Source organism: Caballeronia sp. LjRoot34, assembly GCF_964253815.1.
In the GTDB taxonomy this organism is placed as follows: Bacteria; Pseudomonadota; Gammaproteobacteria; order Burkholderiales; family Burkholderiaceae; genus Caballeronia.
The window spans coordinates 65,595-84,678 of record NZ_CAXUSB020000008.1 but is presented as its reverse complement, the minus strand read 5'-3'; the positions used below and the strand labels follow the sequence as shown (position 1 = coordinate 84,678).

The following is a 19,084-nucleotide window of genomic DNA, read 5'->3' as shown; positions in this document are numbered from 1 at the left end:
GTAGCGAAGGTACCAGCGCACACAGAGAACAATGATCTCGCGATCAAAATGCCGTCCATCGAACATCCCCTTCAGACCTTTTCGCTTGCTCATCACTGGCCACCAGATTGATTGGTTAGCTACTTTAGTCAATCCAATGAACCTATTTGCACCAGAACCACTTCTCTTAGGTCTCCGTAGGGTGGGTCGTGCGTTGAGCGTTTTGCTTATCGCACAACCCAAAGGTGACCTATGAGCTATAAAGGCAACTTCAAAGACATCTACTTTCCCGGCGTCGATCGTCAGCTCAGCGTAGCGCGTTATCGCATTGTCGTAGCGTGGGACCACGCGAATCCGATCCCGCAAGCGATTCTTCAGCTCGTGCAACTCGACGCCGACCCCGAAGAAACCATCAACTTTCTGTCGGCACTCGACGTCATGCTGAACAAAATTGTCTCGACGGATCTCGCCGGCGTGCGCATCGATCACATGCGCCTCGTGGTCGAGTCGCTGGGGGCGAGCGTGGAGGTGCCGTTTGACTTCAGCACCGAGGACTTCGTGCATCGTGGCAATCCGGTGGTGATCACCGGCACGGGGAAGTTTGCCTCGGTTCACATCGAGGCAAACGACGTCATTGGCGGTTTGGCGGTGTTATTCGCGCATTTTGAGAATCGCGAACCGTTGAACCAATTTGTCGCGGCCGCGTTGACCTAATGCGGTCCTGGCCGCGGCAAGTCCGGGGTCAGGACCGGCTCTCTTAGTTTGTCGGCGCTTTGCGGAACCAGCAGACCACAAGATGGATTGCTGCAACGAGACCCAGGAGCAGTACTCCACTCGGCAGTGTCACCAGCGCATACCAATGCGCGAGCGCGCCGATATAAAGCCTATGAGTGAGGTCGACGCCGAACAGTATGCACGGCGCGGCAGCACCCTCGCTGAGTTTGCAGTGAAGGGCATGCCCAAGACAGTTGGCGAGCAACGCACTGACTATCGGCCAGAGGGTCCATACACCGAGTAGCGCATACAGTACGCGGAACAGCCGCCGCCTGGTGAGCGCTCGCCTAAGCAGTATTGCCCCACGCATCGCAGTAGGTGCAGGGCTATTCGAACAACTCGTTGACCTCTAGATGTGCGTGGATTTCTGCCGCCCACTGCCGCTCATGGCCGCCGAGGTTTTCAAGAAGCCCCGCGAAGTACGTTTTGTGCCCGGCTTCTGGCAATTGGTCTAAAACATCTCGCACTAGCTTGTGTCCGGTTCGCTGATGCCCCGTCATATGCAGCCAACAACCGAGCGCAAACAAGTCCTTGAATGCGCTCGCGTTCGCTCCGTGGGTCGTTTCAATAACTTCTTTCAATTTAATGGCATCAATCGCTTTCATGATTCTCGCTCTTTTCGACGCTTTTGACGTGACGGTTTGTAGATGACGATCAACCCGAACAGCACGCTTGCGCCGATCGTCCTGTTTTCCAATACTAAACGGCCCTACAACCAATTAACGGGCGAATGTCACAAAGCCAACGTAAAGCGCCTCAATGGCGCACAACCCACCGGCCAATTGAGCGGCTACCTGCGCCACCGGCCACCGGCTTTCGGACGCGGCCCTTCAGCCCCAAAAATATCGCTACGTACACCGCCGTGAAAACCGTCAGTGCGATGACGGTCTTGATCGCTCCGACTTGCACAACGGCAACGACTGGCGAGAAGTCTACGGTCATATTTTGTTACCCTTGTTTTCCCTGGTATTAGGCGTGGATCAAAGGAGGTTTTGCTAAACGCGCTTGTCTTCACAACTCGTGTTGACGTTTTGAAACGTCGGCTCGGATGAGCCCGACAATTCTAGGATGTATTGATACCTCACTTGCCAGCAAAAGGGATACTAAAAACAACCTCTTTCGAGAGATTGTTGATCGCTCGAATGCATGGTTTCGCGCAATGCGTGCCCGTGCGCCGTCCGATGCGAATCGGTTTGATAGCCGCGATTCCGACCGACAACACGCGAAAGGCGTAGACATCGGACGCCGGCGAATTCGGTCAAAGGGTCGATCAGTTTGCTCGGATAATTGGGGACCGGCCGTGCGGGGCGCTCGCGCGCCAAAGGCTCTTTCGTCGCGTCAGCAAGACGGCGAGTCGGGGCCGCACGCTCCCTGTTCGCGCCGCTTGTGAAATCAAGTAGCGGGAGCGTGCGGATACAGCAAGCTTTTCCAATCAAACGTCAGCGAATTTGAGACCCCAAGCTGGCGACTTTCCCCACAGGTCGGAGATGGCATCAATCGCTTCCTGTTCAGCATCAAAGCGATGGCCGGTGTCCTCGCCGCTGTCGGTCACGACGAAGTAGAGGCCGTCGTCACCCCGAGCGATACTGAGTTGAACACGCACCCCGTCCTGTTGGTTATGGTTAATGCTGGCGATCTCAGGTTTAATTAGCTGCATAGTGAATCCTCCTTTTCCGTTGTTACTTGCGCAGCGCGCGGCGCATGGATAGGAACGCCATTGCAACGACACCTGTCGCGAGTGCCGCAAGCGTCAAAACCACTTCCACCACCATCACCTGAACGCCAAACGCGTTCGTTTTCGAAGAAATCCAGGCAAAGAGCCAAAGGACGGCCGAAAGCACGCGCCAGCGAAGAGCGAAGACTTTCGCCTGCGGCCGCAGACACTCGCGGTTATTTGCTCGCTTCATGTTGTCGGAATGACGCACCCACACATCGACAGCATTCCGGTTGGCTTGGCCGATATGCTTGCGCCAAACGCCAGCGGCTGTCAGATCTGCACGCAGAGCGTCCGCCGACTCCTCAGAGACCTGCGCCGGGAGCGGCGGCCAAAAAAGCCGTTTCAGTCCTTGAAACATGGTCGCTTCGTGCCTCTTCGTTGACTCGACGCCAAGCGTCCTCGATCGCGCCAAATACGATAGGGACAAAGTCGTGTCCGACGAACGATGCCGGCCGGTCGTCCTTCGGGTAACCCAGCGCGTCGGGAGCGCGGATCATATCCAGTATCCGCTTACTGTGGTTACCGCTCGCCGCGACTTCGGCCAGGACTTCGCCCTCGATCTTGTGAAGCAAGGCCCAGGTCAGCACACCGGCCGTACGGTGTCGCTGTACAACGGCCGGTACGGCTTCACGAACAGCCGCATCGGCGGCAAATAATACGTCCATATATTTCCCAATCTCGCTCAGTTATCGCCGGCAATGAACGTTGCGCGATCCTTGCCCTTGATCCAGCCAGGTTCCCGCCCCTTTCCGCTCCAAGTCGCGCCCGACTCCGGATCTCGATACGTCGGGCCGCTGCGCTCGCGTTGCTTCCTTGCCTTTTTGGTTGAGAACACATCTTCGACTGTAAATCCGAATTCGGCGACTTTTGCCTTAATCTCGGCTATAGCGTCCGCTGCTTCGACTTCACGGGCCGAGGCGATCTTCCGATCCAGCTCGGCGGCCTGAGCCAATAAATCTCGATAATTCAAAACTATTCTCCCTTATGTAAGTGCTGCGATTGCTCGCGTGTTTTCCTAGTTACGTTCCTCAACCGAAGTTTGCAGGACTAAGTAAGTCGGTCAGCCAACTTAAAGGTAACGCCTCTCATTATCGCCCCAGTAGTTAACAAGGATGCGCCGTGTGCCATTCTCTCGATCCTCTATTTCGAAGTCGTCGACTTCCTTAAGACGAACGACGTGCATCAGTCGATCGATTCCTTGGACGCCCGTGAATGATTTATCATTAACTCTCGCCGACACGGTCCATCCGGGGTCGGCGAGCACCCGCTTGCGCTGCAACGCTAGCAATGCGCTAGCCGATCTGCGCGTGACTACGAAAATTTGCACCAAAGATACCGTATTAAAGAGGATTTTCCGCGGCACAACCGGCTCTAAACCCGTGGATTGGCAAAGCACCGGTTTGAATAAACCGCGAGGATGTCCGTTGTTACCGTGCAGCTTTCTACTTAGCCCGAGCTTCCATGTCAGATGTGCGCTTCGTAGTCGCCGCTTCGTTCAACATCTTCTTGTGTGCTTCGACACACACTCGACAGCCCGGCGACGTTCTTGATGTCCCTGCGCACTCCGACGCGGCGACCTGTAAAGCGATATCGACCGTTCCCCCAACGACCGAGGTTTGCGCGTTGGCACCACTGTGGACGAATGCAGCGGCGAAGTGTGAAGCGACAATAGACTTTGACACGACGCACACAAGTAAATCAAATGCTTAGCGAAAGTCGCGATTGCCCTCCGGAAAAATAAAGTTAGACACAAACCCACTCCGCGGCGTCTGAGACGGAAATCATGCGACAAAATAGTTTGACACAACCTGCTGGCGGGAGAGCGCCATCTAAGGCCCCAGCTTGCATCGGCCCGCAAGCGTTGCGGATCTGACGCGACCGGCCGCGATTGTTAAGGATTGTAGGATGCCTGCCCTAAACAGCAGGCCCTGCAAGCTCGCCGGGAAGCCGGCGGGCAGGCGTCCTACAATCCTCGAGGGAGGAAACCGCGGAGTGCTCCGACGCGGCCCGAACCTTTCGCGGCTATGGCGATTTGATCGGTCGCACTGCTGGCATGGCGGACACAAGCCTGCGTAGACAAGGGTTCAGGTAGGCATGATCGCGACAGCGACACTGCCTCTGGGCATTGTCGAGGGCATTCGACCGGCGCCAACGCGTTCGCTCGAAGCAATAGACGCAGGCGTCTGCTATTGGCTCTCGTTGCCGAAGAGCCGACAGTTGATCAGTGCATCCTGACATGATGGCGTTCATGCGTGACATTGCTCCGGAGGTGGTGCTCGGATAGGTCTGCTACGCTGCAGCATGTCGATGATGATCATCGGCGATCCACAATGTCGACAGACGAAGCTTGGCTGAGCGGCGCATGACGATACGTCGCCGTCGGGATCGACGGCCTCAAGCGCTACGTGCAACAACGCTCGTATCTTCGATAGATTCTCGCGCCGCGATGGGTTCGCCAGCACACCGTAATGGCGGATGCGATGGAAGCCCGCTGGCAGAACGTGCAGCAGGAAGCGACGCACGAACTCGTTTGCTGCGAGCGTCATCGTCTTGTTGCGTGTGCGTCCGTCAACGCGGTAGTCCTTCCAGCGGAAGGTGACGCCGCGCTCGTCGAGTGAGATCAGTCGCTGGTTGGAGATGGCGACCCGGTGCGTATAACGCGACAGATAGGCCAACACCGCTTCAGGTCCCGCGAATGGGCGCTTCGCATACACCACCCACTCGCATGCGCGCATCGGAGCGAGCCACTTGGCGAAGACGCCCGGATCGATGAGCTCGGTGTGTTCACCAAAGAATTGCAGTTGACCGCGGTGATATACGGCCTCCAGCTCTTCGAGGAAGCGTCGCCGGAACAGGCGCGAGAGTACGCGCACTGGCAGGAAGAAACCTGGCCTGCACGCTACCCACCGGCTTCGGTCCGGGGACAACCCACCACCGGGAACGATGCCATGAACGTGGGGATGATGCGTGAGCGCTGAGCCCCAGGTGTGCAGCACCAGAGTGGCACCGATCTGCGCCCCGAGATGCTTTGGATCGGCGGCGATGGTACGCAGCGTCTCGGCCGCCATATCAAACAACAGGCCGTAGATCACAGCCTTGTTGTAGTACGCAATCTCGCTGATCGCAGCCGGCAGTGTGAAGACCACGTGGTAGTACTCGACAGGCAGGAGATCGGCCTGCCGCGCTTCGAGCCACCGACGCGCGGCAGCAGCCTGGCACTTTGGGCAGTGTCGGTTGCGACATGAGTTGTAGGCGACTTCAATCGCGGCGCACCCTTCGCAGCGCAGCACGTGCCCTCCCAGCGCCGCGCTACGGCACTGTTCGATCGCTGACACGACCTTCAACTGGCCAAGGCTCAGGTTGACGGATTGGTGCCACCCTGGACCCAAGGAACGGAAGACGTCGGCCACCTCAAGCGCGCAATGCGCCACGACGGTGAGCTACGCGGGATGCAAACTCTCAAGAGGGCTGACCACCTCGCGCAGAATGTCGGTGGCGACCTGGGCATAAAGCGCCGTGGTCTCAAGCTTCTTATGGCCGAGCATGACCTGAATGACGCGGATATCGACCTTCTGTTCCAGCAGATGGGTGGCAAAGCTGTGACGCAGGGTGTGCATCGACACCCGCTTCTCAATGCCGGCGGCGAGCGCCGCAGAATGGATGGCCCGATTGAGTTGCCGAGCGGTGAGTGGTTCTATCGGATTGAGCCCGGGAAACAGCCAGCCACCGTCGAGCATGCGGCCTTGGGCACGAGCGACTCGCCACCAAACCCGTAGTCGCTCGAGCAGGATCGGCGAAAGCATGGCATATCGATCCTTCTGACCTTTACCCTGCTCAACGCGCAGGGTCATGCGTTCGCTATCGATATCCCCAACCTTCAGCGCTACCACCTCGCTCACGCGCAGTCCGGTTCCGTAGGCCACCGCTAACGCTGTCTGATGCTTAAGGTTGGTGGCTGCCGCGATCAGCCGGGCGACTTCTTCGCGACTGAGCACGACAGGCAAGACACGCGGCAGATACACCGGATGCATCTTCGCCATGAGATCGTCTCGACCCAGCGTCGTATCGAAGAAGAACTTCAATCCCGTGATTGCCGCGTTGAGAGAAACTGGCGAAACGCCGTGGTCGACCAGGTGCAATTGATAGCGTCGCAGGTCCTCGACGGTCGCGGTGTCCGGTGAGCGACCAAGAAACACGGTGAACTGGCGAACCACCCGCAGATAACCGGCTTGCGTCTTTGGCGCGAGTCGGCGCATGCGCATGTCATCCATCATGCGCTGGCGTAGCGGACTGATAGCTTGGCTGGGGGTTGTCATGGCTCGGCTCCTGTCGAGTAACGAGGCGGATCGCCTCATCAATCAACATAGGAAACCGAGCGGGTTTCCTATAAAGAACCACCACGTCCAAACGGAGTGCAATACCGCGCGAGCGGTTTAGTCCCCCGACCCACAAGAGACAGTCGTGTCGGCGCAAAGCAGCCATCCATTAGCCGCGCGCCATGCTTAGATAGACGCGAACAAGTAGCGCCGGGTCTGGCGCTCCTCACTTACTGGCGCAAGTTAGGCACGTCCGGTGCGGACAGCATCCACGCTCTGCGTTGTGGATGATCTGGAGCATCGAGATTGCCTTATCGATAGATTGGCCCGATACTAACGGCTCACCAGGGGGAGCCATGAGGCTGAGAGGTCCCGCCGAAGCGCGGGACGACCCCTAAACCTGATCCGGATAATGCCGGCGTAGGAATGGGAGCTTGCTATGCTGCACGGTCGGTCTTTGTTCGCAGCAAAAGGCTTTCCCCGCCCAATCTCTCTCGTTCTCCGATCAATTCAGTCCGCGTGGCCCCAATGAGCCCGGTTGTCATCGGACTCGTTCTGTGTGCGGCGGTACTGCATGCAAGCTGGAACGCAGTTCTCCGAACTGGTGCGGACAGGCTGTGGTCAATCACCGTCATGTGCTTTTCGACGACGATCGTCGCTATCCCGTTTGCGGTGATCCTCCCGCTTCCTTCCCCAGCAAGCTGGCCGTATCTCATCGTCTCGTCATGTCTGCAGGTCGCCTACAGTGTGTTCCTAGTTCACGCTTACCAACGTGGCGAATTGGGGCAAGTCTATCCAGTCATCCGGGGCAGCGTGCCCTTGCTGGTAACACTCGGCGCCTTCTTTCTGACCGGTCAGCATCCGTCCATTCTCTCGCTGACCGGTGTGATGCTCGTAGCACTCGGAATCATGAGCCTTGCTGTCGGTAAGCACCGAGCGGACACGGTATCAATTCTGCTTGCATTCACCACCGGCTTGTTTATTGCCGGTTACACAACCACCGATGCCATGGGTGTTCAACATGCTGGGAACCCGCGCGCGTACGCAACCTGGATTTTTCTAATCTATGGTGCCCTTATGCCAGCAACCTTTTTTGCGTTACGAGGGAAGCTCACGCTTGATGTCCGGTCGCCGGAAACAATAAAAGCGTTGGTCGGAGGCGTGGTTTCACTCATGGCCTATGGAGCGGTGATATCGGCGTTCGCGCTTGGTCCGGCCGGCCCCATCACGGCACTTCGTGAAACCAGCATTGTCTTCGCAGCCTTGATCGGCCGGGTTTTCCTCAGCGAGGCCCTTACGTTTCGCCGTCTTCTCGCATGTGCCGTGGTGGCATCGGGCGCCCTTTGCGTGAGTTACCATGCCTAATCACCCATCGCCATCGCATTGAACGATGATGGCGACAATTGTACAGATCTACGGTGATCAGTCAGTGCAGAACGGTCACGTGCAATTCAGATTTGCACCTAAAGCCGACGAAGGCGCAGACAAACGGCTGCTTATTGGCGCGAACGGCGAATGTCGGTTTGGTCCAGTGGCCGTGTGCTGCCTGATGCGTTCGGCATGGGGCAGTTAAGTTTTGACTTCGACCTTGCGCAACCTGGTCCATTCGTCTGCGATTTCCCCCAAGTTCTTGGGTGCTCCGCTTTTAATCCAGGCCATGAAGGATCGATCGAACCTGAACGTCTCACCACACTCAGCGGTCAGAAACCGACGAACGTTCTGAGTGCTCTTGTAAGTCTCGTCAACTTTGGTGGCCCGGTTAATCGGGCCTCGGTGCCAGTCAAATTTCATAGAGGCTTCCAGTCTCAACAGTTGCGGTGGAATTGCACCGCTATTGTCAGCGATCCATGCCACCGCGTCGCCTGACCGAAAATGGGCCGAACCCCGCCGTCGGCCGGCCGCGGCGACGCGGGGCTTGTGTCAGACTATATTGTTTCGTGTCAAAGTCTATTGTCTTGTGTCTAACTCTATTGTTTGTTCACACGAAGGCACAGACCCAGATTGTGAAACGTAGCGTCATGTGTTTTCCGCTCTGTTTGCCGCCAAAAATCAGGGCTGAGACTCGAGAAAGTCTCGGACCCAATCAACGCTCCTGGTCACTCCGTCAACCATCCACGAAAAGGTATCGCACTCCGCGTCATACAGGACGTCGATCACGCTGTCCCCGACTACGGCGGCAGCGCCCCGTATCCGGACCGTACCACCGTCCGGCTGGATTGCTGTAACACCAGCTCGTGCCGCTGCAGATAGGGATTCGATGGTTGGTATGCTCATGATCGGCTGATCTTTTCCTTGGTGTTAGTCGTCGTTCGCATTGATCGCTATGTAGCTAACTGATTCGGCGTCAGGCGAGTCCACGAACAACACCGTGCTGTATTCAATGCCGCCATAGACCCATACGTCGAGGCCAGCAACGCGCGATGAAATCAGGTCTTCGCTGCCGTCGACACTCGCTACCAGCAGTGAGTTATACGTCATATCAACCTCGGAGAAAGGGCCGAGCACATCGCTGCGTACTCCCTTCAGGCGATCTGCAAAACAAACGTAGATTGAAGCCATATCTTTTTCGTGGTCAGTGGTTACGCCGCGATGGCAGGTACTTTCGCTCAACGGCGCCTTCCAAAAGGATGCCGCCGACCACAACCGCGATAGCGGTCGGCACACCAATCCACCAAGACAAGCCCGAGTCTCGGCACGCCCACAGGATCGCCAGAGCGGCGAAGCACCCGACCGGCGGCAGCAGCACCGTCCATCCGGGCAGGAAGCCTGGGTTTTCATCTTGGCTCATGTTTTCCGTTCTTACCAGCTCATAGGCTTCGATGCCGTGTAGTGATGCACGTGGAGCATCGCCTCGTTTGCGTGACGGCACTCCTCAAGCACGTCTTCGGGAAGCGTTTCCTTTTGTTGGAGGCGAGCGTTACAGGTCGCCTGCGTGCTCTTCGCTAACGCAATGTGATCCGCGTACCACTCAACCGACGCTGCGCTCGCGTTGGGCGAAAGAACAATCATCGAGAACGCGATCATGATCATATAAACCGATGCATATTGATAAGCTTTCGACATCTGAAACTCATATTTTTTATTGGTTGCTGATTCCACAGACTAGCTCTCTTTTCCTACTCGTGATCACGAAGGCCCGACAGGGTCTCCGCAGGGGGGGATCATTTTTTGTCACGGTCACGGTCACGGTCACGGTCGATGTAACGGTTAAATGCGGCCTCGTCGTCGTAAAGTGATTTCGTAAGCGTGTCATCGGCCCAGTCGATCAAGCGCTCTATCACCGCGTGCCTGGACAGGCCGAAGTGCGCGGCCAGCCGCTCAAGTGCGAAAAACCGGGTGCCCTTCATCGTCAGGTGCAAACGCCGCTCACCAGAATCGCCGTCGTCAGGACGCGGGAGCCGTTCGAATATCCCTGCCACATCCGCAGGAACGCGGGCAGCCTGCGCTGCCCGTGACAATCCATCGAGCTCGCGTCGCGCCTGTGCGAGCTCTCCCCGCAGCTGCTCGCACTCCCGAACCCGGGCGTCATAGGCATCGGCGGGAGCTTGCGCAATTTTCGTTACTGTTACATTGATTGAGGCAGCACGCAGTCGCTCACGGTAGGCGGCCTGTCGCTGTGCGCCGGTCATCGCATCCGGTTTTCGCGGTCGTCCGCGTCCACGCCTTGCCAGCTCCGTCGCAGGTTTGATCGCCAGATTATTCGTAACGTCACGCATATTAGCCTCGGATCGAATCGACGGGTCTATTTTACGTCACCGTGACAAATATTAGGCATCTCCACATTTTCTGAGCCGACGTTATTGATCGCCAACAACAAATGCCGCGCGGTCCTTACCTTTGATCCAACCAGGTTCGCGCCCCATTCCGCTCCAGGTCGCACCCGACTCTGGGTCGCGATACGTCGGGCCGCTGTGCACGCGTTGCGTCCGGGTCTTTTTGGTCGAGAACACATCTTCGACGGTGAAATCGAACTCAGCGATTTTCGCCTTGATCTCGGCTAAGGCAGCCGCCGCTTCCACTTCACGGGCCGCCGCAATCTGGCGGTCCAACTCGTCCGCCTTCGTCAATAAATCTCGATAGTTCAAAGCCGTTTTCCTTTGTGTGAGTCGTACAACTGGCGATGTCTTCCTAGTCGACGCGATGCCAAGCGTCTTCGATGGCACCGAAAACGATCGGCACGAAGCCGTGCCCTTCGAATGACGCAGGGCGTTCGTCTTTGGGATAGTCCAGTGCAGCAGGAGCGCGGATCATGTCCAGAATCCGCTTGCTGTACTTTCCCGTGGCGGCCACATCAGCTAAGACTTCGGTTTCGATCGTGTGAATCAGAGCCCATGTCAGCACACCGGCAGACCTATGCCGTCGAACAACAGCCGGTACGGCTTCCCTCACAGCCGCATCAGCGGCAAATAGTGCATCCATATCTCTTCTTGTGTGTGGCTGGCCGCACAAACGGGGCGGCTCGAGACTGTTTTCCGTGGTTACTCTACTGCCAACCGAGTCGAAGCAGACCGTTCGAAAAACGACGCTGGCGTGCCAAGCATGTCGCGCAGTCGATCAATACTTTCTTTATCCCAAACCAAGAATTGCCTGTCCGCATTTTCCTCATAGACGTCGGGACCGTCCCGATAGCTCGTTTTCGGCCACTCAAACCTGGGAGCCGCCGCCGTCTTTGTCTGATAGTTCTTCGGGCAATGCACGCACGAAAACGAACGAAGTAGGGCTACCTTCGTTGTAAGTGGTTCCGCCACGAACAGAAAGTGTCGTGATGCTGAGATAGGAAGCATCGACGCGAGGCAACTCTTGAAACACCACGGGCGCCAGTAGCGCACAAAAATCGACAAACGAAGAACTTGCATGTTGTTTTCCGTTGTTAGACCACGTTGTTCAGGACCGGTACAAGTTCACCCACGAAATAATTTCGTCAAGCTGCTTATCGTCGAGCTGGCTACAGTTCGCGTAAATCGCGGCTGCGACGTTGTTCTTCATGCATTCTGTAGTTGAGCCGACGCCTTCCGTCCCGTCCATTCCAGGCTTGCCGTCATCGGTCAGCACTCGGCGGTTGTATCTGTCGATGAAGTCGGATGCGGATGGTTGCTTTTTCATAATCGATCTCTCCTTGCCGAAGTCTGTTTTCCGTTATCGGCCCAGGCCGTGATCACGCAATCAAACGCATCCCGGCGACCTTCGAAGCCATCACGTCGAAAGTTGCCGTGTACTCGCATTCGGCGATGTGCCCCGACCGCTCGATCAGGCAGTCCGCGAAATCCGCCTTCGCAGATGCACCGAAAACGCGAAGTGCTTTTCGCACCGTGTCCGCACCTTCAACGACCAGTTCCTTTGTGCCGATCATCGAATCGATAATGTCCTTCATCTGCTCACGCTCGACGCCGTAGCAGCGCCCGAGTACCCACACGACCTCGACCAGTGCAACCTGCGAAACGTACCCTGGCTGCTCGGCAGTTAGAGACGCCATGAGGGCCGTCGCCTTCTTCGACTGCACGGCATCGTCCTCGGCGAGGTACCGGACCAAAACATTTGTATCCAGTCCGATCATCGCGCTGATGCTCCCTGCTCGGCGATGGCCCGGTTCATGTCCTCAATCGACACGGGATTAGCGGGCTTTTTCACGATGCCTTTGAGCGACGCAAGCGAGCGCGTAGCTGGGTAAACCTCGTACCGGCCCGTGACCTCATTGAAGCTGAATTCGATCCGGTCGCCCGACTCCAATCCAAGTTGGTTGCGTACGTCCACCGGAATCGTTACCTGGCCCTTCGATGTGATAGTTGCTGCTGTCATAGTCACCCTCCAATATTCCTTACTTTATGGTAAGGGGATGATAAAAGCAAGCGCAAAATAGCACGCTGGCCCTTTGATTACGGCAAAATCGCGCCAAACTGGAATTCCCATGCATCAGATCACCGTTGCCATGGCTCGGGCCATCTCGGCGAGCGACACATCGATATACCGGCTCGTTTGGTCGATGCTCTCGTGGCCGAGAAGCAGCTGAACTTGCTCGATGGTCGCGCCATTGGAAAGCAGCCTTGTCGCGAATGTTCGACGGCCGCTGTGGCTTGTTCCTTTTGTGCCAGCAGCTCGGTATAGCCCGGTGACGTACGCCTGTAGCGAATCAGCCGCCCAATAGTCTGTTGTAGCTCCCTGCGCGTCGGTACGGGGCTTCATGCTCAATGAAAACGGATAGCCCTTCCGACTGAGCACGAGAGGAAGGTGGGGTTTAAACCGTGAAAATCCGTGCGGCGCATTGCTGTTCCCATCTCCCGTTCGCGCCTGTGCGAAACGTAGCGGCCCAGCGCAGCAATAATTTTGGGCGACGATGGATAAATGCAGCGTTGTCTGCATCCTTTCGTAATGGCCGCACGCAATGAGACTTCCCGCCGTAACTCTCCGCTCGCGAAGTAAAAGTCTGCAACGGTAACCTGGGCAATTTCGGTGATTCTCATCCCACATGCCAGCCCCAATAGCAAAACAACCGCGTCACGCGCCGGGTGACGGCTGGTGGCATCCGTAACTCGAAGGAGATGTCGGATTTGGCTGGGGGATAGTACTTCGGCGCGTTTGATGTGCGGGTGCATAGCGAACCTCTGAACGTGTAGGGAATCGATCGTGTTCAGAGAGAAAAACCGTGAGGCTCTTTTTCGAGCATAGCACCGCCCCCCGCCTACCTCGGAAAGTACCTACCGACAGAATCGACGCGGAGTCTCCCCGACGAAAAAAATCCCCGAGGAGTGAGCCCGGGGATTGTCGAAAGGTCTCTGTACAGCGATCGCTACGCCGTTTCTGCGAACAGGTCGCCACCTCCATCTTTACAAGTATTCCAGCATCCATAAAACGCTCCGCGAAAAAGAATGAGAGCGCCCCTTTCGGGCGCTCCCGAAAGGGTTGAATTGATATTTCTATAAATTGAGATCAGCCGTTGCTACCTGTGCTTCTTCAAGCGACTCGCCGGCGGCCGCAAACAAGTCCGCCTGTCGCGTCGCCCGATCAAGCCGGGGCAGTGCTTCGGCGTATCGGCTAACGCCCGAGCCGTCAAAGCTGTTCGCTCCAGCAGCTGCGCAGATGCGTATTCGACGGGCGGAATTGACCCGTCCAACATGCAAGTGGCAGTTCCGGCGCCGAGCGAGATAACCCCAGGCTTGCGCCGTGGCCTCTTTCCACTCCGTCGTGCCGCCGACGAAAATTCCGACTGCTGGGCAAAGCAGACTCGCAACATCTGAGATCTGCATACCGTCCTGTACTGCAATCAGCAATTTGGTCGGCATGCCGCGAAGACGCTCCTTCCAACTCAGCGAGTAGTCCAGCGATGCCAGGCCGCCTTCCACAATGTCGGGCAAGACGATCCAGTCCGCACCGAGGCCAAGCTTCTCGACAGCGATCAGGAACGCCTCTTCGTCGAAAGGCTGCTGTTGTTGAAATGCTGTCCACGCGCCGTTGTCGAGCGCGTAACGCATGCCTTCGGTTCTGAGTTGCCCCTTGGCCGATACGAGCAACCGCCAGTCGGCATCATCGAGCGCCGTGAGGTTGCGGCGGGTTCCGGTCCGGCTCGCGTACCCAACGAGGGGTGCGCGGTGCATGACCAGCCTCTCCTCTAACTCCGGATCGTCGTCGGCCGAGCCGTCGACACCGTAGTACTCAGCGTAGGCCATCACCGATTGCGCCCAGCCGAGCTTTTGGCCGCTTGCGTAAGAACCGAGCCAACCTGGCGTGGAAAGCGTGGGCGTCATGACTGGCGCTCCCGCGGTTGCAGCGCTCTGCCACTGACGATGAGGAATCCCCAGCGGACACCCGGGCCGTTGAGATCCCGGACCCACGGACGCACACCGATTATCGGCGTGTCCGCAATGTATGCTTTGGCGGCCTCAACGGTCGGGAATTTTTCAGGATATTGCCCATCGATCGCTGCTTCGAACATTGAAACTCCACAAGAAAAAAATGCGGAGCGACCCCGACGGGGATCGCTACCCGCGGGGTCAAAGAAAATTAATTACGTTTTACGACGTCGCTTCTTCAGCAATCTCGGAAACGAACGTCCACCAACGCTCGCCGGAAGGGAGCGCACACACGAAGCCGAGAACTGACGCTTCGGCAGGATACAGTTCGATGTGCGTGCCTTTGGCGATTGCGCTTTGCAGATACATGAGTTGGGCCAGCACAGCCGGGCCATGCTGTTCCGCAATCGCACTCAGAGATTCGACCGATGCGAGCAACTCATCGAAGAAGAGTTGTGCACCGCCAGCCCCCGAGGCGCTCGCAGCTTTGCCTGCGACTTCGGTTATGGCAGTGATCGCCAAATTCGCCTGCGATTCTGGGTCGTTCTCCTCGACGTCTTCCGGTCGAATCAATCCCAGGCCGGTGAGCTTGTTGAGCACATCGTCGGTGAAGTCGCTGCATGAGTAAGACATTTTCATTGCTCCTTGGAATGAACGCGGAGCAGCCCATACGGGCCGCTTGCCCGCATGGGTTAAAAGTGATTACCGATCGATCGTCATGCGATGAATTCGGTTCTAGGGCGCAACGTACGGCTCGCCGAGCGCCGTGACTTCTTCCCAATTTTGCAGATAGGTCCGCGCAATGTCAGGACGCGCCCACAGCACCAGGACGTTTTCCAAATTAAATCGAGCCGCTTGCTGGCTGTAGTTGTACGAGCCCGTTTCTACCGTCTCGCCGTCGACCACTATGTATTTGCTGTGAGCAATAGAAAAAGCACGAACCACGCGAACTGGAATACCCGCGTTTGCAAGCGTTCCGAGCGCAGCGCGTGCCTTGCCGCTGCGATCTTCCGCCACGTTGCTCCGGTAATCGACTGTCACTGCGACGTCGACCCCTCGCCGCTTGGCATCGAGCAATGCCCGCACCACTGGCGCGGCGGTGAACGAGTACGCCATGAGGCGAATCGATCGCCGTGCGCTGTCGACGGTTTTCAGGACCAGCGCTTGCGCGCCCCCATGGGGCGAGAAAGCCACCTGCACTTCATCGTGCGCAGCGGCGAACGCGGGTGTGGCCAGCGCCAACGAGGCCGCAAAGAGAATCGTTGCGGTGAAGCGCTGAAGATTGAGATTTCTCATAAAAACTCCGAAAGGGTATACGGCGAAATCCCCGCGTCCTCAAAAGAGGCGGGGGATTTAAACATGGTCAGATATGTTGAATAGGACGAGCTTCCAACCGCTTCGGGACATCTCGCGGCACCGCCTCGCGTTGGTGCCGAGCTGCCGGCGGACGAACCGCCTTCGCGGAATCGGATTGCACTACGGGACCGGGCATGACCGAGCCGCCAGCAGTGGCCAGCAGAATGACGAAAATGTTGTACATGGCAGAGGAAATAAAAACGCGCCCAGAGGGGCGCGAGTTAAAAAGGGAGACCGCCCCGTGGGGAGCGATCCCCACGAGGGTGAAACTGAATCAGTCAGGCCGCCAGCGCCCGCACATCGATGATTGCGTCAGCTTCTGCAACAAGATCAGGTGTTTGCGAAATAAAAAACTCACGCTGATACCCGCCTTGGCGCAGCACCTCACGTTTCATCCGCATGAACTGGAGCTTGCGCTCTGGATCGAGCGGGCCATCCGATTCGTCGCTGAACAGGGTCTGGTACGACTGACCCGCGTTCTGCCCAAGGTACAACGCGATGCCCCGCGTCAAACACTCGTTGATCCAGACCTTCTGACCACCCGACATCACCGTTACTGACTTGGTGCTGTCGTTGTCCGCGTCGTGCACGAGGATTTCGAATCCCTCGCGCAGTTCGCCAGTGGCCAGCGCTCGCTGAGTGCGAATCTCGACGGTGAAACGCCGTCCATAACAAGCCAACAGCAGCTCGTTCACGGTATGCGTCAACGCCGGCCCCGCATCATCGATCGTCAGAGCAACAACGCCGTCATTGCCCAGCCCCTTGGCCAACAGCTTCCAGCGCGAGATTTCGTCCGACAGCCGATCTGCGCGCAACTGCGTCGCAGAAAAGCCGTCCAACTCCGTCTTCAGCCGGTCGCAATCAGCCTGCAATGTCGTTTGCGAGCGGATCAGTCCTTCGATCCGAGTATCCAACATTACAAGCGCCTCGCGGTTGGTCACGATCTGCCGATCAATGTCGGCAATGGCTGCCGTTACATCGACCGCGCCGAGCCGGGCAACCTCTTCCGCTATTTCGGTCAACTGCGCAGTGAACCGCGCCTTGTCAGCATCGACACGAATTCGCCTTGCGCCTTCCTCATCGGCCAAAGCCTTAAGTTCAGACAGCGCGGTCTCGAGCCCCACGGTTGCGGCGTCCAGCAATGGCTTTTTCGCAGCCAACTCCGTCGCCCTCTGCAAGTTCTGGCGCGCCGCAGAAATCACGTCGCTCACTGACTTGAGTTCCGCACGCTTCGTAGCAAGCTGCTCGATCATTGGCGCGATTTCGGCCGCCAACTTTCTCGTGCTTGCATAGGTCGTGCGAAGTTCCGCCACCGAAATGCGCTGAACCTCGGCTTGCGCCTTGGCTTCACGCGCCTGTGACAGCAACGCACACGTTGAATGCATCTCGTGTCCAACGCAGGGAACGGACTCCACGACCGCCGCTTGCTTCGACAGGGATTCGTAGTGGGCGGCTTTCGTCGGCCCTTCGGTTTCCAGGCCGCGCAACTTGCCCTGAAGCTCGGCGTGCTGAACCTGCTTCACTTCCAGGAGCCCAATTGCCTTCTGCAGCGGTTCGACACGGGTTGCCTCACGACCGATCAGAAGCTGCGCCTCATCGCGCTGCGCTGCCGCACCGAGAATTGCTTCTCGTTGGGTCAGCGTCGCCTGATGACTGGCCACGGTTTTGTTCAGCCCCGACGTGCGTTGCTGTACGCGCGTCGTCGTTGCCGTGTCGTGATCGGACAGCGTCTTGAAAGCTTTCGTCAGTTCGTCACGCCGTACCCCGAGTTGGCGTAAGCGTGCTTCGATGGCGGCAGACTCCCCTTGCTTGACTGCGAGCGTCGCGCGCTGCTGGGCCAAGTTCGTGCCCGCGGTGACGGCCGCGTCGCGCGCGGTACGAGCCGCACGAAGCGCATCAAAGTCCACGTTGATCAGTCGCTCGACTTCCGTCACGCGTTCACGCTTGCGTGACAATGCGACGATCTCGGCCTGGATCCCATCCAGCGAGCGAACAAGCAGCTTCGCGACATCGCCGGCTTTCGCCGACAACCCTTTCAGGTGTTCGATGCCGAGCAGCTCCGCCAACAACGTCTTGATTTCCCCGACGCCGTATGCCGCAAGCGGCCTGCGGTTTTGAGCCGAAAAAACGCTGGTGAAGAACGTCTCGAGCGTGCCGTTGATCGCATCGACGCAGCGGTTATACGTCTCTGCTTTGCCATCCGACACGGTGCCATCCGGTAGCGACACCGGACGCCACTCACCATCCATCGACCGGTAGGCAAGGTAGTACTCCGCCTTGCCTGTCTTGCCCGGCTTTCTGAACGCAAAGGAGGACCGATAGCGAATGCCATCGTGTTCCCATTCGAGCTCTTTAAGCGCCTTAGGCGCACAGATGTGATCCCAGTACGAGAACGCGTCGACCGACAGCTTCGAGGCTTGCGAAGGCATGATCGGATACGGATGCAAGTTGTCCATGATCGTGGTCTTTCCTGCCCCATTCGGACCGGTCAACGCGATCAGGCCTTCCGGCATGTTTTCCAGATCAAGCGTGAGACTGTCGCGGTGCATGCCATCGCGAACGCCATAGAACCCTTCCAGCGTCAGTTTCAGAGGCCGCATGACGGCATCTCCATCGGCTGCTGCGAAAGCTCAGCCATTTGCGCATAGAACGCATCGTTGTCGTCATCAGGAAAAGACTCGTGAACGGTTGACTCGGGCGCCGGAGGCGCTTCGAGCGTTGCGTTCACCGCGCTCTGCACGGCCTGGCAAACAGCCGCGAATTCGCGTCGAACGCCAGTAAGCAATTCGTCCCATCCCGAATAACCAGTCAACGCTCGGATCTCGACTGCCGACCATTGCGTTGAAAAGCCCTTCTCGAACGACCAGAGGAGATTTTGCAGCTCGACATTGGGTGCGACCGCAAATTGGGTTGCATTGCCATGCGAGGTAGACAGAACCAGGATCTTGCCGAGTTGCGCGGCGACTGCCCCACGTTGCTCGCCAAATGGTTGATGAAAGATACCCGCGATGAACTGCGCGTGGTCGACGAGTGACTTCTGAATATCGCGCGCGGAGAACTTTTCCGTGGCGAAGGTGCGAACCCAAGCGGCTCCGGCAGGATACAAACCAAACATATTCACACTCCGTTCAAAAAGTGAGGCGGAGTGCTCCCGGTAG

Annotated in this window: 28 protein-coding genes, 1 pseudogene and 1 riboswitch; of the genes and pseudogenes, 3 read left to right on the top strand and 26 right to left on the bottom strand. The window is 57.6% G+C overall.

Annotated elements, in window-relative coordinates:
- Positions 1 to 93 (bottom strand): annotated as a pseudogene (locus ACSQ36_RS45350) (IS6 family transposase); the annotation flags it as partial.
- 138 nt (positions 94 to 231) lie between these two features.
- On the opposite strand from ACSQ36_RS45350, the gene ACSQ36_RS45345 reads away from it, so the two are divergent.
- Both ACSQ36_RS45345 and ACSQ36_RS45340 read left to right on the top strand, forming a co-directional pair.
- Positions 232 to 693, top strand: coding sequence for a hypothetical protein (locus ACSQ36_RS45345; protein WP_436187347.1), 462 nt, complete (start codon positions 232 to 234; stop codon positions 691 to 693).
- Positions 694 to 865: 172 nt separating this feature from the next.
- On the top strand, positions 866 to 997 hold the full coding sequence (locus ACSQ36_RS45340; protein ID WP_436187346.1) for a hypothetical protein: 132 nt from the start codon (positions 866 to 868) through the stop codon (positions 995 to 997).
- An 82-nt stretch (positions 998 to 1,079) separates the two neighbouring features.
- Here the strand turns inward: ACSQ36_RS45340 and ACSQ36_RS45335 are convergent, their stop codons facing one another.
- The 7 genes from ACSQ36_RS45335 to ACSQ36_RS45305 form a co-directional block, all read right to left on the bottom strand.
- On the bottom strand, positions 1,080 to 1,358 hold the full coding sequence (locus tag ACSQ36_RS45335) for a hypothetical protein (RefSeq protein ID WP_436187345.1): 279 nt from the start codon (positions 1,356 to 1,358) through the stop codon (positions 1,080 to 1,082).
- 827 nt (positions 1,359 to 2,185) lie between these two features.
- Positions 2,186 to 2,410, bottom strand: a complete 225-nt coding sequence (locus ACSQ36_RS45330; protein WP_436187344.1) for a hypothetical protein — start codon at positions 2,408 to 2,410, stop codon at positions 2,186 to 2,188.
- Between the two features lie 22 nt (positions 2,411 to 2,432).
- Positions 2,433 to 2,828, bottom strand: a complete 396-nt coding sequence (locus tag ACSQ36_RS45325; RefSeq protein WP_436187343.1) for a hypothetical protein — start codon at positions 2,826 to 2,828, stop codon at positions 2,433 to 2,435.
- Complete coding sequence (locus ACSQ36_RS45320) at positions 2,773 to 3,135, bottom strand: DUF2471 family protein (RefSeq protein WP_436187342.1); 363 nt, start codon at positions 3,133 to 3,135, stop codon at positions 2,773 to 2,775. The genes ACSQ36_RS45325 and ACSQ36_RS45320 overlap by 56 nt, the downstream gene beginning before the upstream one ends.
- A 17-nt stretch (positions 3,136 to 3,152) precedes the next feature.
- Positions 3,153 to 3,440 carry an H-NS histone family protein gene (locus tag ACSQ36_RS45315; RefSeq protein ID WP_436187341.1) on the bottom strand — a complete coding sequence of 96 codons (288 nt, stop codon included), beginning with the start codon at positions 3,438 to 3,440 and terminating at the stop codon, positions 3,153 to 3,155.
- Positions 3,441 to 4,716: 1,276 nt separating this feature from the next.
- Positions 4,717 to 5,901 carry an IS91 family transposase gene (locus tag ACSQ36_RS45310; protein WP_436187340.1) on the bottom strand — a complete coding sequence of 395 codons (1,185 nt, stop codon included), beginning with the start codon at positions 5,899 to 5,901 and terminating at the stop codon, positions 4,717 to 4,719.
- 9 nt (positions 5,902 to 5,910) lie between these two features.
- A complete protein-coding gene (locus ACSQ36_RS45305) occupies positions 5,911 to 6,786 on the bottom strand; it encodes a tyrosine-type recombinase/integrase (protein WP_436187339.1) in 876 nt (291 codons plus the stop codon).
- Between the two features lie 337 nt (positions 6,787 to 7,123).
- A riboswitch (TPP riboswitch) is annotated at positions 7,124 to 7,230 on the top strand.
- Between the two features lie 84 nt (positions 7,231 to 7,314).
- Between ACSQ36_RS45305 and ACSQ36_RS45300 the strand changes: the two genes are divergently transcribed.
- On the top strand, positions 7,315 to 8,151 hold the full coding sequence (locus ACSQ36_RS45300; RefSeq protein ID WP_436187351.1) for an EamA family transporter: 837 nt from the start codon (positions 7,315 to 7,317) through the stop codon (positions 8,149 to 8,151).
- 204 nt (positions 8,152 to 8,355) lie between these two features.
- Here the strand turns inward: ACSQ36_RS45300 and ACSQ36_RS45295 are convergent, their stop codons facing one another.
- From ACSQ36_RS45295 to ACSQ36_RS45210, 18 genes are all read right to left on the bottom strand, one after another.
- A complete protein-coding gene (locus ACSQ36_RS45295; protein ID WP_436187338.1) occupies positions 8,356 to 8,577 on the bottom strand; it encodes a DUF6434 domain-containing protein in 222 nt (73 codons plus the stop codon).
- Between the two features lie 507 nt (positions 8,578 to 9,084).
- Positions 9,085 to 9,345: a hypothetical protein gene (locus ACSQ36_RS45290; protein WP_436187337.1), complete on the bottom strand. Its 261-nt coding sequence runs from the start codon at positions 9,343 to 9,345 to the stop codon at positions 9,085 to 9,087.
- Positions 9,346 to 9,358: 13 nt separating this feature from the next.
- Positions 9,359 to 9,574, bottom strand: coding sequence for a hypothetical protein (locus ACSQ36_RS45285; RefSeq protein ID WP_436187336.1), 216 nt, complete (start codon positions 9,572 to 9,574; stop codon positions 9,359 to 9,361).
- A gap of 11 nt (positions 9,575 to 9,585) precedes the next feature.
- Complete coding sequence (locus tag ACSQ36_RS45280) at positions 9,586 to 9,849, bottom strand: hypothetical protein (protein WP_436187335.1); 264 nt, start codon at positions 9,847 to 9,849, stop codon at positions 9,586 to 9,588.
- 98 nt (positions 9,850 to 9,947) lie between these two features.
- Positions 9,948 to 10,415 carry a hypothetical protein gene (locus ACSQ36_RS45275; RefSeq protein ID WP_436187334.1) on the bottom strand — a complete coding sequence of 156 codons (468 nt, stop codon included), beginning with the start codon at positions 10,413 to 10,415 and terminating at the stop codon, positions 9,948 to 9,950.
- 168 nt (positions 10,416 to 10,583) lie between these two features.
- Complete coding sequence (locus ACSQ36_RS45270; protein ID WP_436187333.1) at positions 10,584 to 10,871, bottom strand: H-NS family nucleoid-associated regulatory protein; 288 nt, start codon at positions 10,869 to 10,871, stop codon at positions 10,584 to 10,586.
- Positions 10,872 to 10,914: 43 nt separating this feature from the next.
- The gene (locus tag ACSQ36_RS45265; protein ID WP_436187332.1) at positions 10,915 to 11,205 is read right to left on the bottom strand and encodes a DUF2471 family protein; all 291 of its coding nucleotides are present in this window, start codon (positions 11,203 to 11,205) and stop codon (positions 10,915 to 10,917) included.
- Between the two features lie 465 nt (positions 11,206 to 11,670).
- Complete coding sequence (locus ACSQ36_RS45260; RefSeq protein WP_436187331.1) at positions 11,671 to 11,889, bottom strand: hypothetical protein; 219 nt, start codon at positions 11,887 to 11,889, stop codon at positions 11,671 to 11,673.
- 52 nt (positions 11,890 to 11,941) lie between these two features.
- A complete protein-coding gene (locus ACSQ36_RS45255; protein ID WP_436187330.1) occupies positions 11,942 to 12,340 on the bottom strand; it encodes a PIN domain-containing protein in 399 nt (132 codons plus the stop codon).
- A complete protein-coding gene (locus tag ACSQ36_RS45250) occupies positions 12,337 to 12,582 on the bottom strand; it encodes an AbrB/MazE/SpoVT family DNA-binding domain-containing protein (protein ID WP_062093072.1) in 246 nt (81 codons plus the stop codon). The genes ACSQ36_RS45255 and ACSQ36_RS45250 overlap by 4 nt, the downstream gene beginning before the upstream one ends.
- A 114-nt stretch (positions 12,583 to 12,696) precedes the next feature.
- Positions 12,697 to 12,966 (bottom strand): tyrosine-type recombinase/integrase, encoded by a 270-nt coding sequence (locus tag ACSQ36_RS45245; protein ID WP_436187329.1) that lies wholly within the window; start codon positions 12,964 to 12,966, stop codon positions 12,697 to 12,699.
- 2 nt (positions 12,967 to 12,968) lie between these two features.
- On the bottom strand, positions 12,969 to 13,376 hold the full coding sequence (locus tag ACSQ36_RS45240) for a tyrosine-type recombinase/integrase (protein ID WP_436187328.1): 408 nt from the start codon (positions 13,374 to 13,376) through the stop codon (positions 12,969 to 12,971).
- Between the two features lie 321 nt (positions 13,377 to 13,697).
- Complete coding sequence (locus tag ACSQ36_RS45235) at positions 13,698 to 14,525, bottom strand: hypothetical protein (protein ID WP_436187327.1); 828 nt, start codon at positions 14,523 to 14,525, stop codon at positions 13,698 to 13,700.
- Positions 14,522 to 14,713, bottom strand: coding sequence for a hypothetical protein (locus ACSQ36_RS45230; RefSeq protein WP_436187326.1), 192 nt, complete (start codon positions 14,711 to 14,713; stop codon positions 14,522 to 14,524). Before ACSQ36_RS45230 ends, ACSQ36_RS45235 begins: the two co-directional genes overlap by 4 nt.
- A 79-nt stretch (positions 14,714 to 14,792) precedes the next feature.
- Positions 14,793 to 15,203, bottom strand: a complete 411-nt coding sequence (locus tag ACSQ36_RS45225) for a hypothetical protein (RefSeq protein ID WP_436187325.1) — start codon at positions 15,201 to 15,203, stop codon at positions 14,793 to 14,795.
- A 102-nt stretch (positions 15,204 to 15,305) separates the two neighbouring features.
- Positions 15,306 to 15,866 (bottom strand): phospholipase D family protein, encoded by a 561-nt coding sequence (locus ACSQ36_RS45220; protein WP_436187324.1) that lies wholly within the window; start codon positions 15,864 to 15,866, stop codon positions 15,306 to 15,308.
- Positions 15,867 to 16,204: 338 nt separating this feature from the next.
- Positions 16,205 to 18,526 (bottom strand): SMC family ATPase, encoded by a 2,322-nt coding sequence (locus tag ACSQ36_RS45215; protein WP_436187323.1) that lies wholly within the window; start codon positions 18,524 to 18,526, stop codon positions 16,205 to 16,207.
- Positions 18,514 to 19,041, bottom strand: coding sequence for a hypothetical protein (locus ACSQ36_RS45210; protein WP_436187322.1), 528 nt, complete (start codon positions 19,039 to 19,041; stop codon positions 18,514 to 18,516). Before ACSQ36_RS45210 ends, ACSQ36_RS45215 begins: the two co-directional genes overlap by 13 nt.
- Positions 19,042 to 19,084: the final 43 nt, after the last annotated feature.

Coding starts and splice junctions, on each gene's coding strand:
- ACSQ36_RS45345 (WP_436187347.1), top strand. CDS start 232: ATGAGCTATAAAGGCAACTTCAAAGACATCTACTTTCCCGGCGTCGAT.
- ACSQ36_RS45340 (WP_436187346.1), top strand. CDS start 866: ATGAGTGAGGTCGACGCCGAACAGTATGCACGGCGCGGCAGCACCCTC.
- ACSQ36_RS45335 (WP_436187345.1), bottom strand. CDS start 1,358: ATGAAAGCGATTGATGCCATTAAATTGAAAGAAGTTATTGAAACGACC.
- ACSQ36_RS45330 (WP_436187344.1), bottom strand. CDS start 2,410: ATGCAGCTAATTAAACCTGAGATCGCCAGCATTAACCATAACCAACAG.
- ACSQ36_RS45325 (WP_436187343.1), bottom strand. CDS start 2,828: ATGTTTCAAGGACTGAAACGGCTTTTTTGGCCGCCGCTCCCGGCGCAG.
- ACSQ36_RS45320 (WP_436187342.1), bottom strand. CDS start 3,135: ATGGACGTATTATTTGCCGCCGATGCGGCTGTTCGTGAAGCCGTACCG.
- ACSQ36_RS45305 (WP_436187339.1), bottom strand. CDS start 6,786: ATGACAACCCCCAGCCAAGCTATCAGTCCGCTACGCCAGCGCATGATG.
- ACSQ36_RS45300 (WP_436187351.1), top strand. CDS start 7,315: ATGAGCCCGGTTGTCATCGGACTCGTTCTGTGTGCGGCGGTACTGCAT.
- ACSQ36_RS45295 (WP_436187338.1), bottom strand. CDS start 8,577: ATGAAATTTGACTGGCACCGAGGCCCGATTAACCGGGCCACCAAAGTT.
- ACSQ36_RS45290 (WP_436187337.1), bottom strand. CDS start 9,345: ATGGCTTCAATCTACGTTTGTTTTGCAGATCGCCTGAAGGGAGTACGC.
- ACSQ36_RS45285 (WP_436187336.1), bottom strand. CDS start 9,574: ATGAGCCAAGATGAAAACCCAGGCTTCCTGCCCGGATGGACGGTGCTG.
- ACSQ36_RS45280 (WP_436187335.1), bottom strand. CDS start 9,849: ATGTCGAAAGCTTATCAATATGCATCGGTTTATATGATCATGATCGCG.
- ACSQ36_RS45275 (WP_436187334.1), bottom strand. CDS start 10,415: ATGACCGGCGCACAGCGACAGGCCGCCTACCGTGAGCGACTGCGTGCT.
- ACSQ36_RS45265 (WP_436187332.1), bottom strand. CDS start 11,205: ATGGATGCACTATTTGCCGCTGATGCGGCTGTGAGGGAAGCCGTACCG.
- ACSQ36_RS45260 (WP_436187331.1), bottom strand. CDS start 11,889: ATGAAAAAGCAACCATCCGCATCCGACTTCATCGACAGATACAACCGC.
- ACSQ36_RS45255 (WP_436187330.1), bottom strand. CDS start 12,340: ATGATCGGACTGGATACAAATGTTTTGGTCCGGTACCTCGCCGAGGAC.
- ACSQ36_RS45250 (WP_062093072.1), bottom strand. CDS start 12,582: ATGACAGCAGCAACTATCACATCGAAGGGCCAGGTAACGATTCCGGTG.
- ACSQ36_RS45245 (WP_436187329.1), bottom strand. CDS start 12,966: ATGAAGCCCCGTACCGACGCGCAGGGAGCTACAACAGACTATTGGGCG.
- ACSQ36_RS45240 (WP_436187328.1), bottom strand. CDS start 13,376: ATGCACCCGCACATCAAACGCGCCGAAGTACTATCCCCCAGCCAAATC.
- ACSQ36_RS45235 (WP_436187327.1), bottom strand. CDS start 14,525: ATGACGCCCACGCTTTCCACGCCAGGTTGGCTCGGTTCTTACGCAAGC.
- ACSQ36_RS45230 (WP_436187326.1), bottom strand. CDS start 14,713: ATGTTCGAAGCAGCGATCGATGGGCAATATCCTGAAAAATTCCCGACC.
- ACSQ36_RS45225 (WP_436187325.1), bottom strand. CDS start 15,203: ATGTCTTACTCATGCAGCGACTTCACCGACGATGTGCTCAACAAGCTC.
- ACSQ36_RS45220 (WP_436187324.1), bottom strand. CDS start 15,866: ATGAGAAATCTCAATCTTCAGCGCTTCACCGCAACGATTCTCTTTGCG.
- ACSQ36_RS45215 (WP_436187323.1), bottom strand. CDS start 18,526: ATGCGGCCTCTGAAACTGACGCTGGAAGGGTTCTATGGCGTTCGCGAT.
- ACSQ36_RS45210 (WP_436187322.1), bottom strand. CDS start 19,041: ATGTTTGGTTTGTATCCTGCCGGAGCCGCTTGGGTTCGCACCTTCGCC.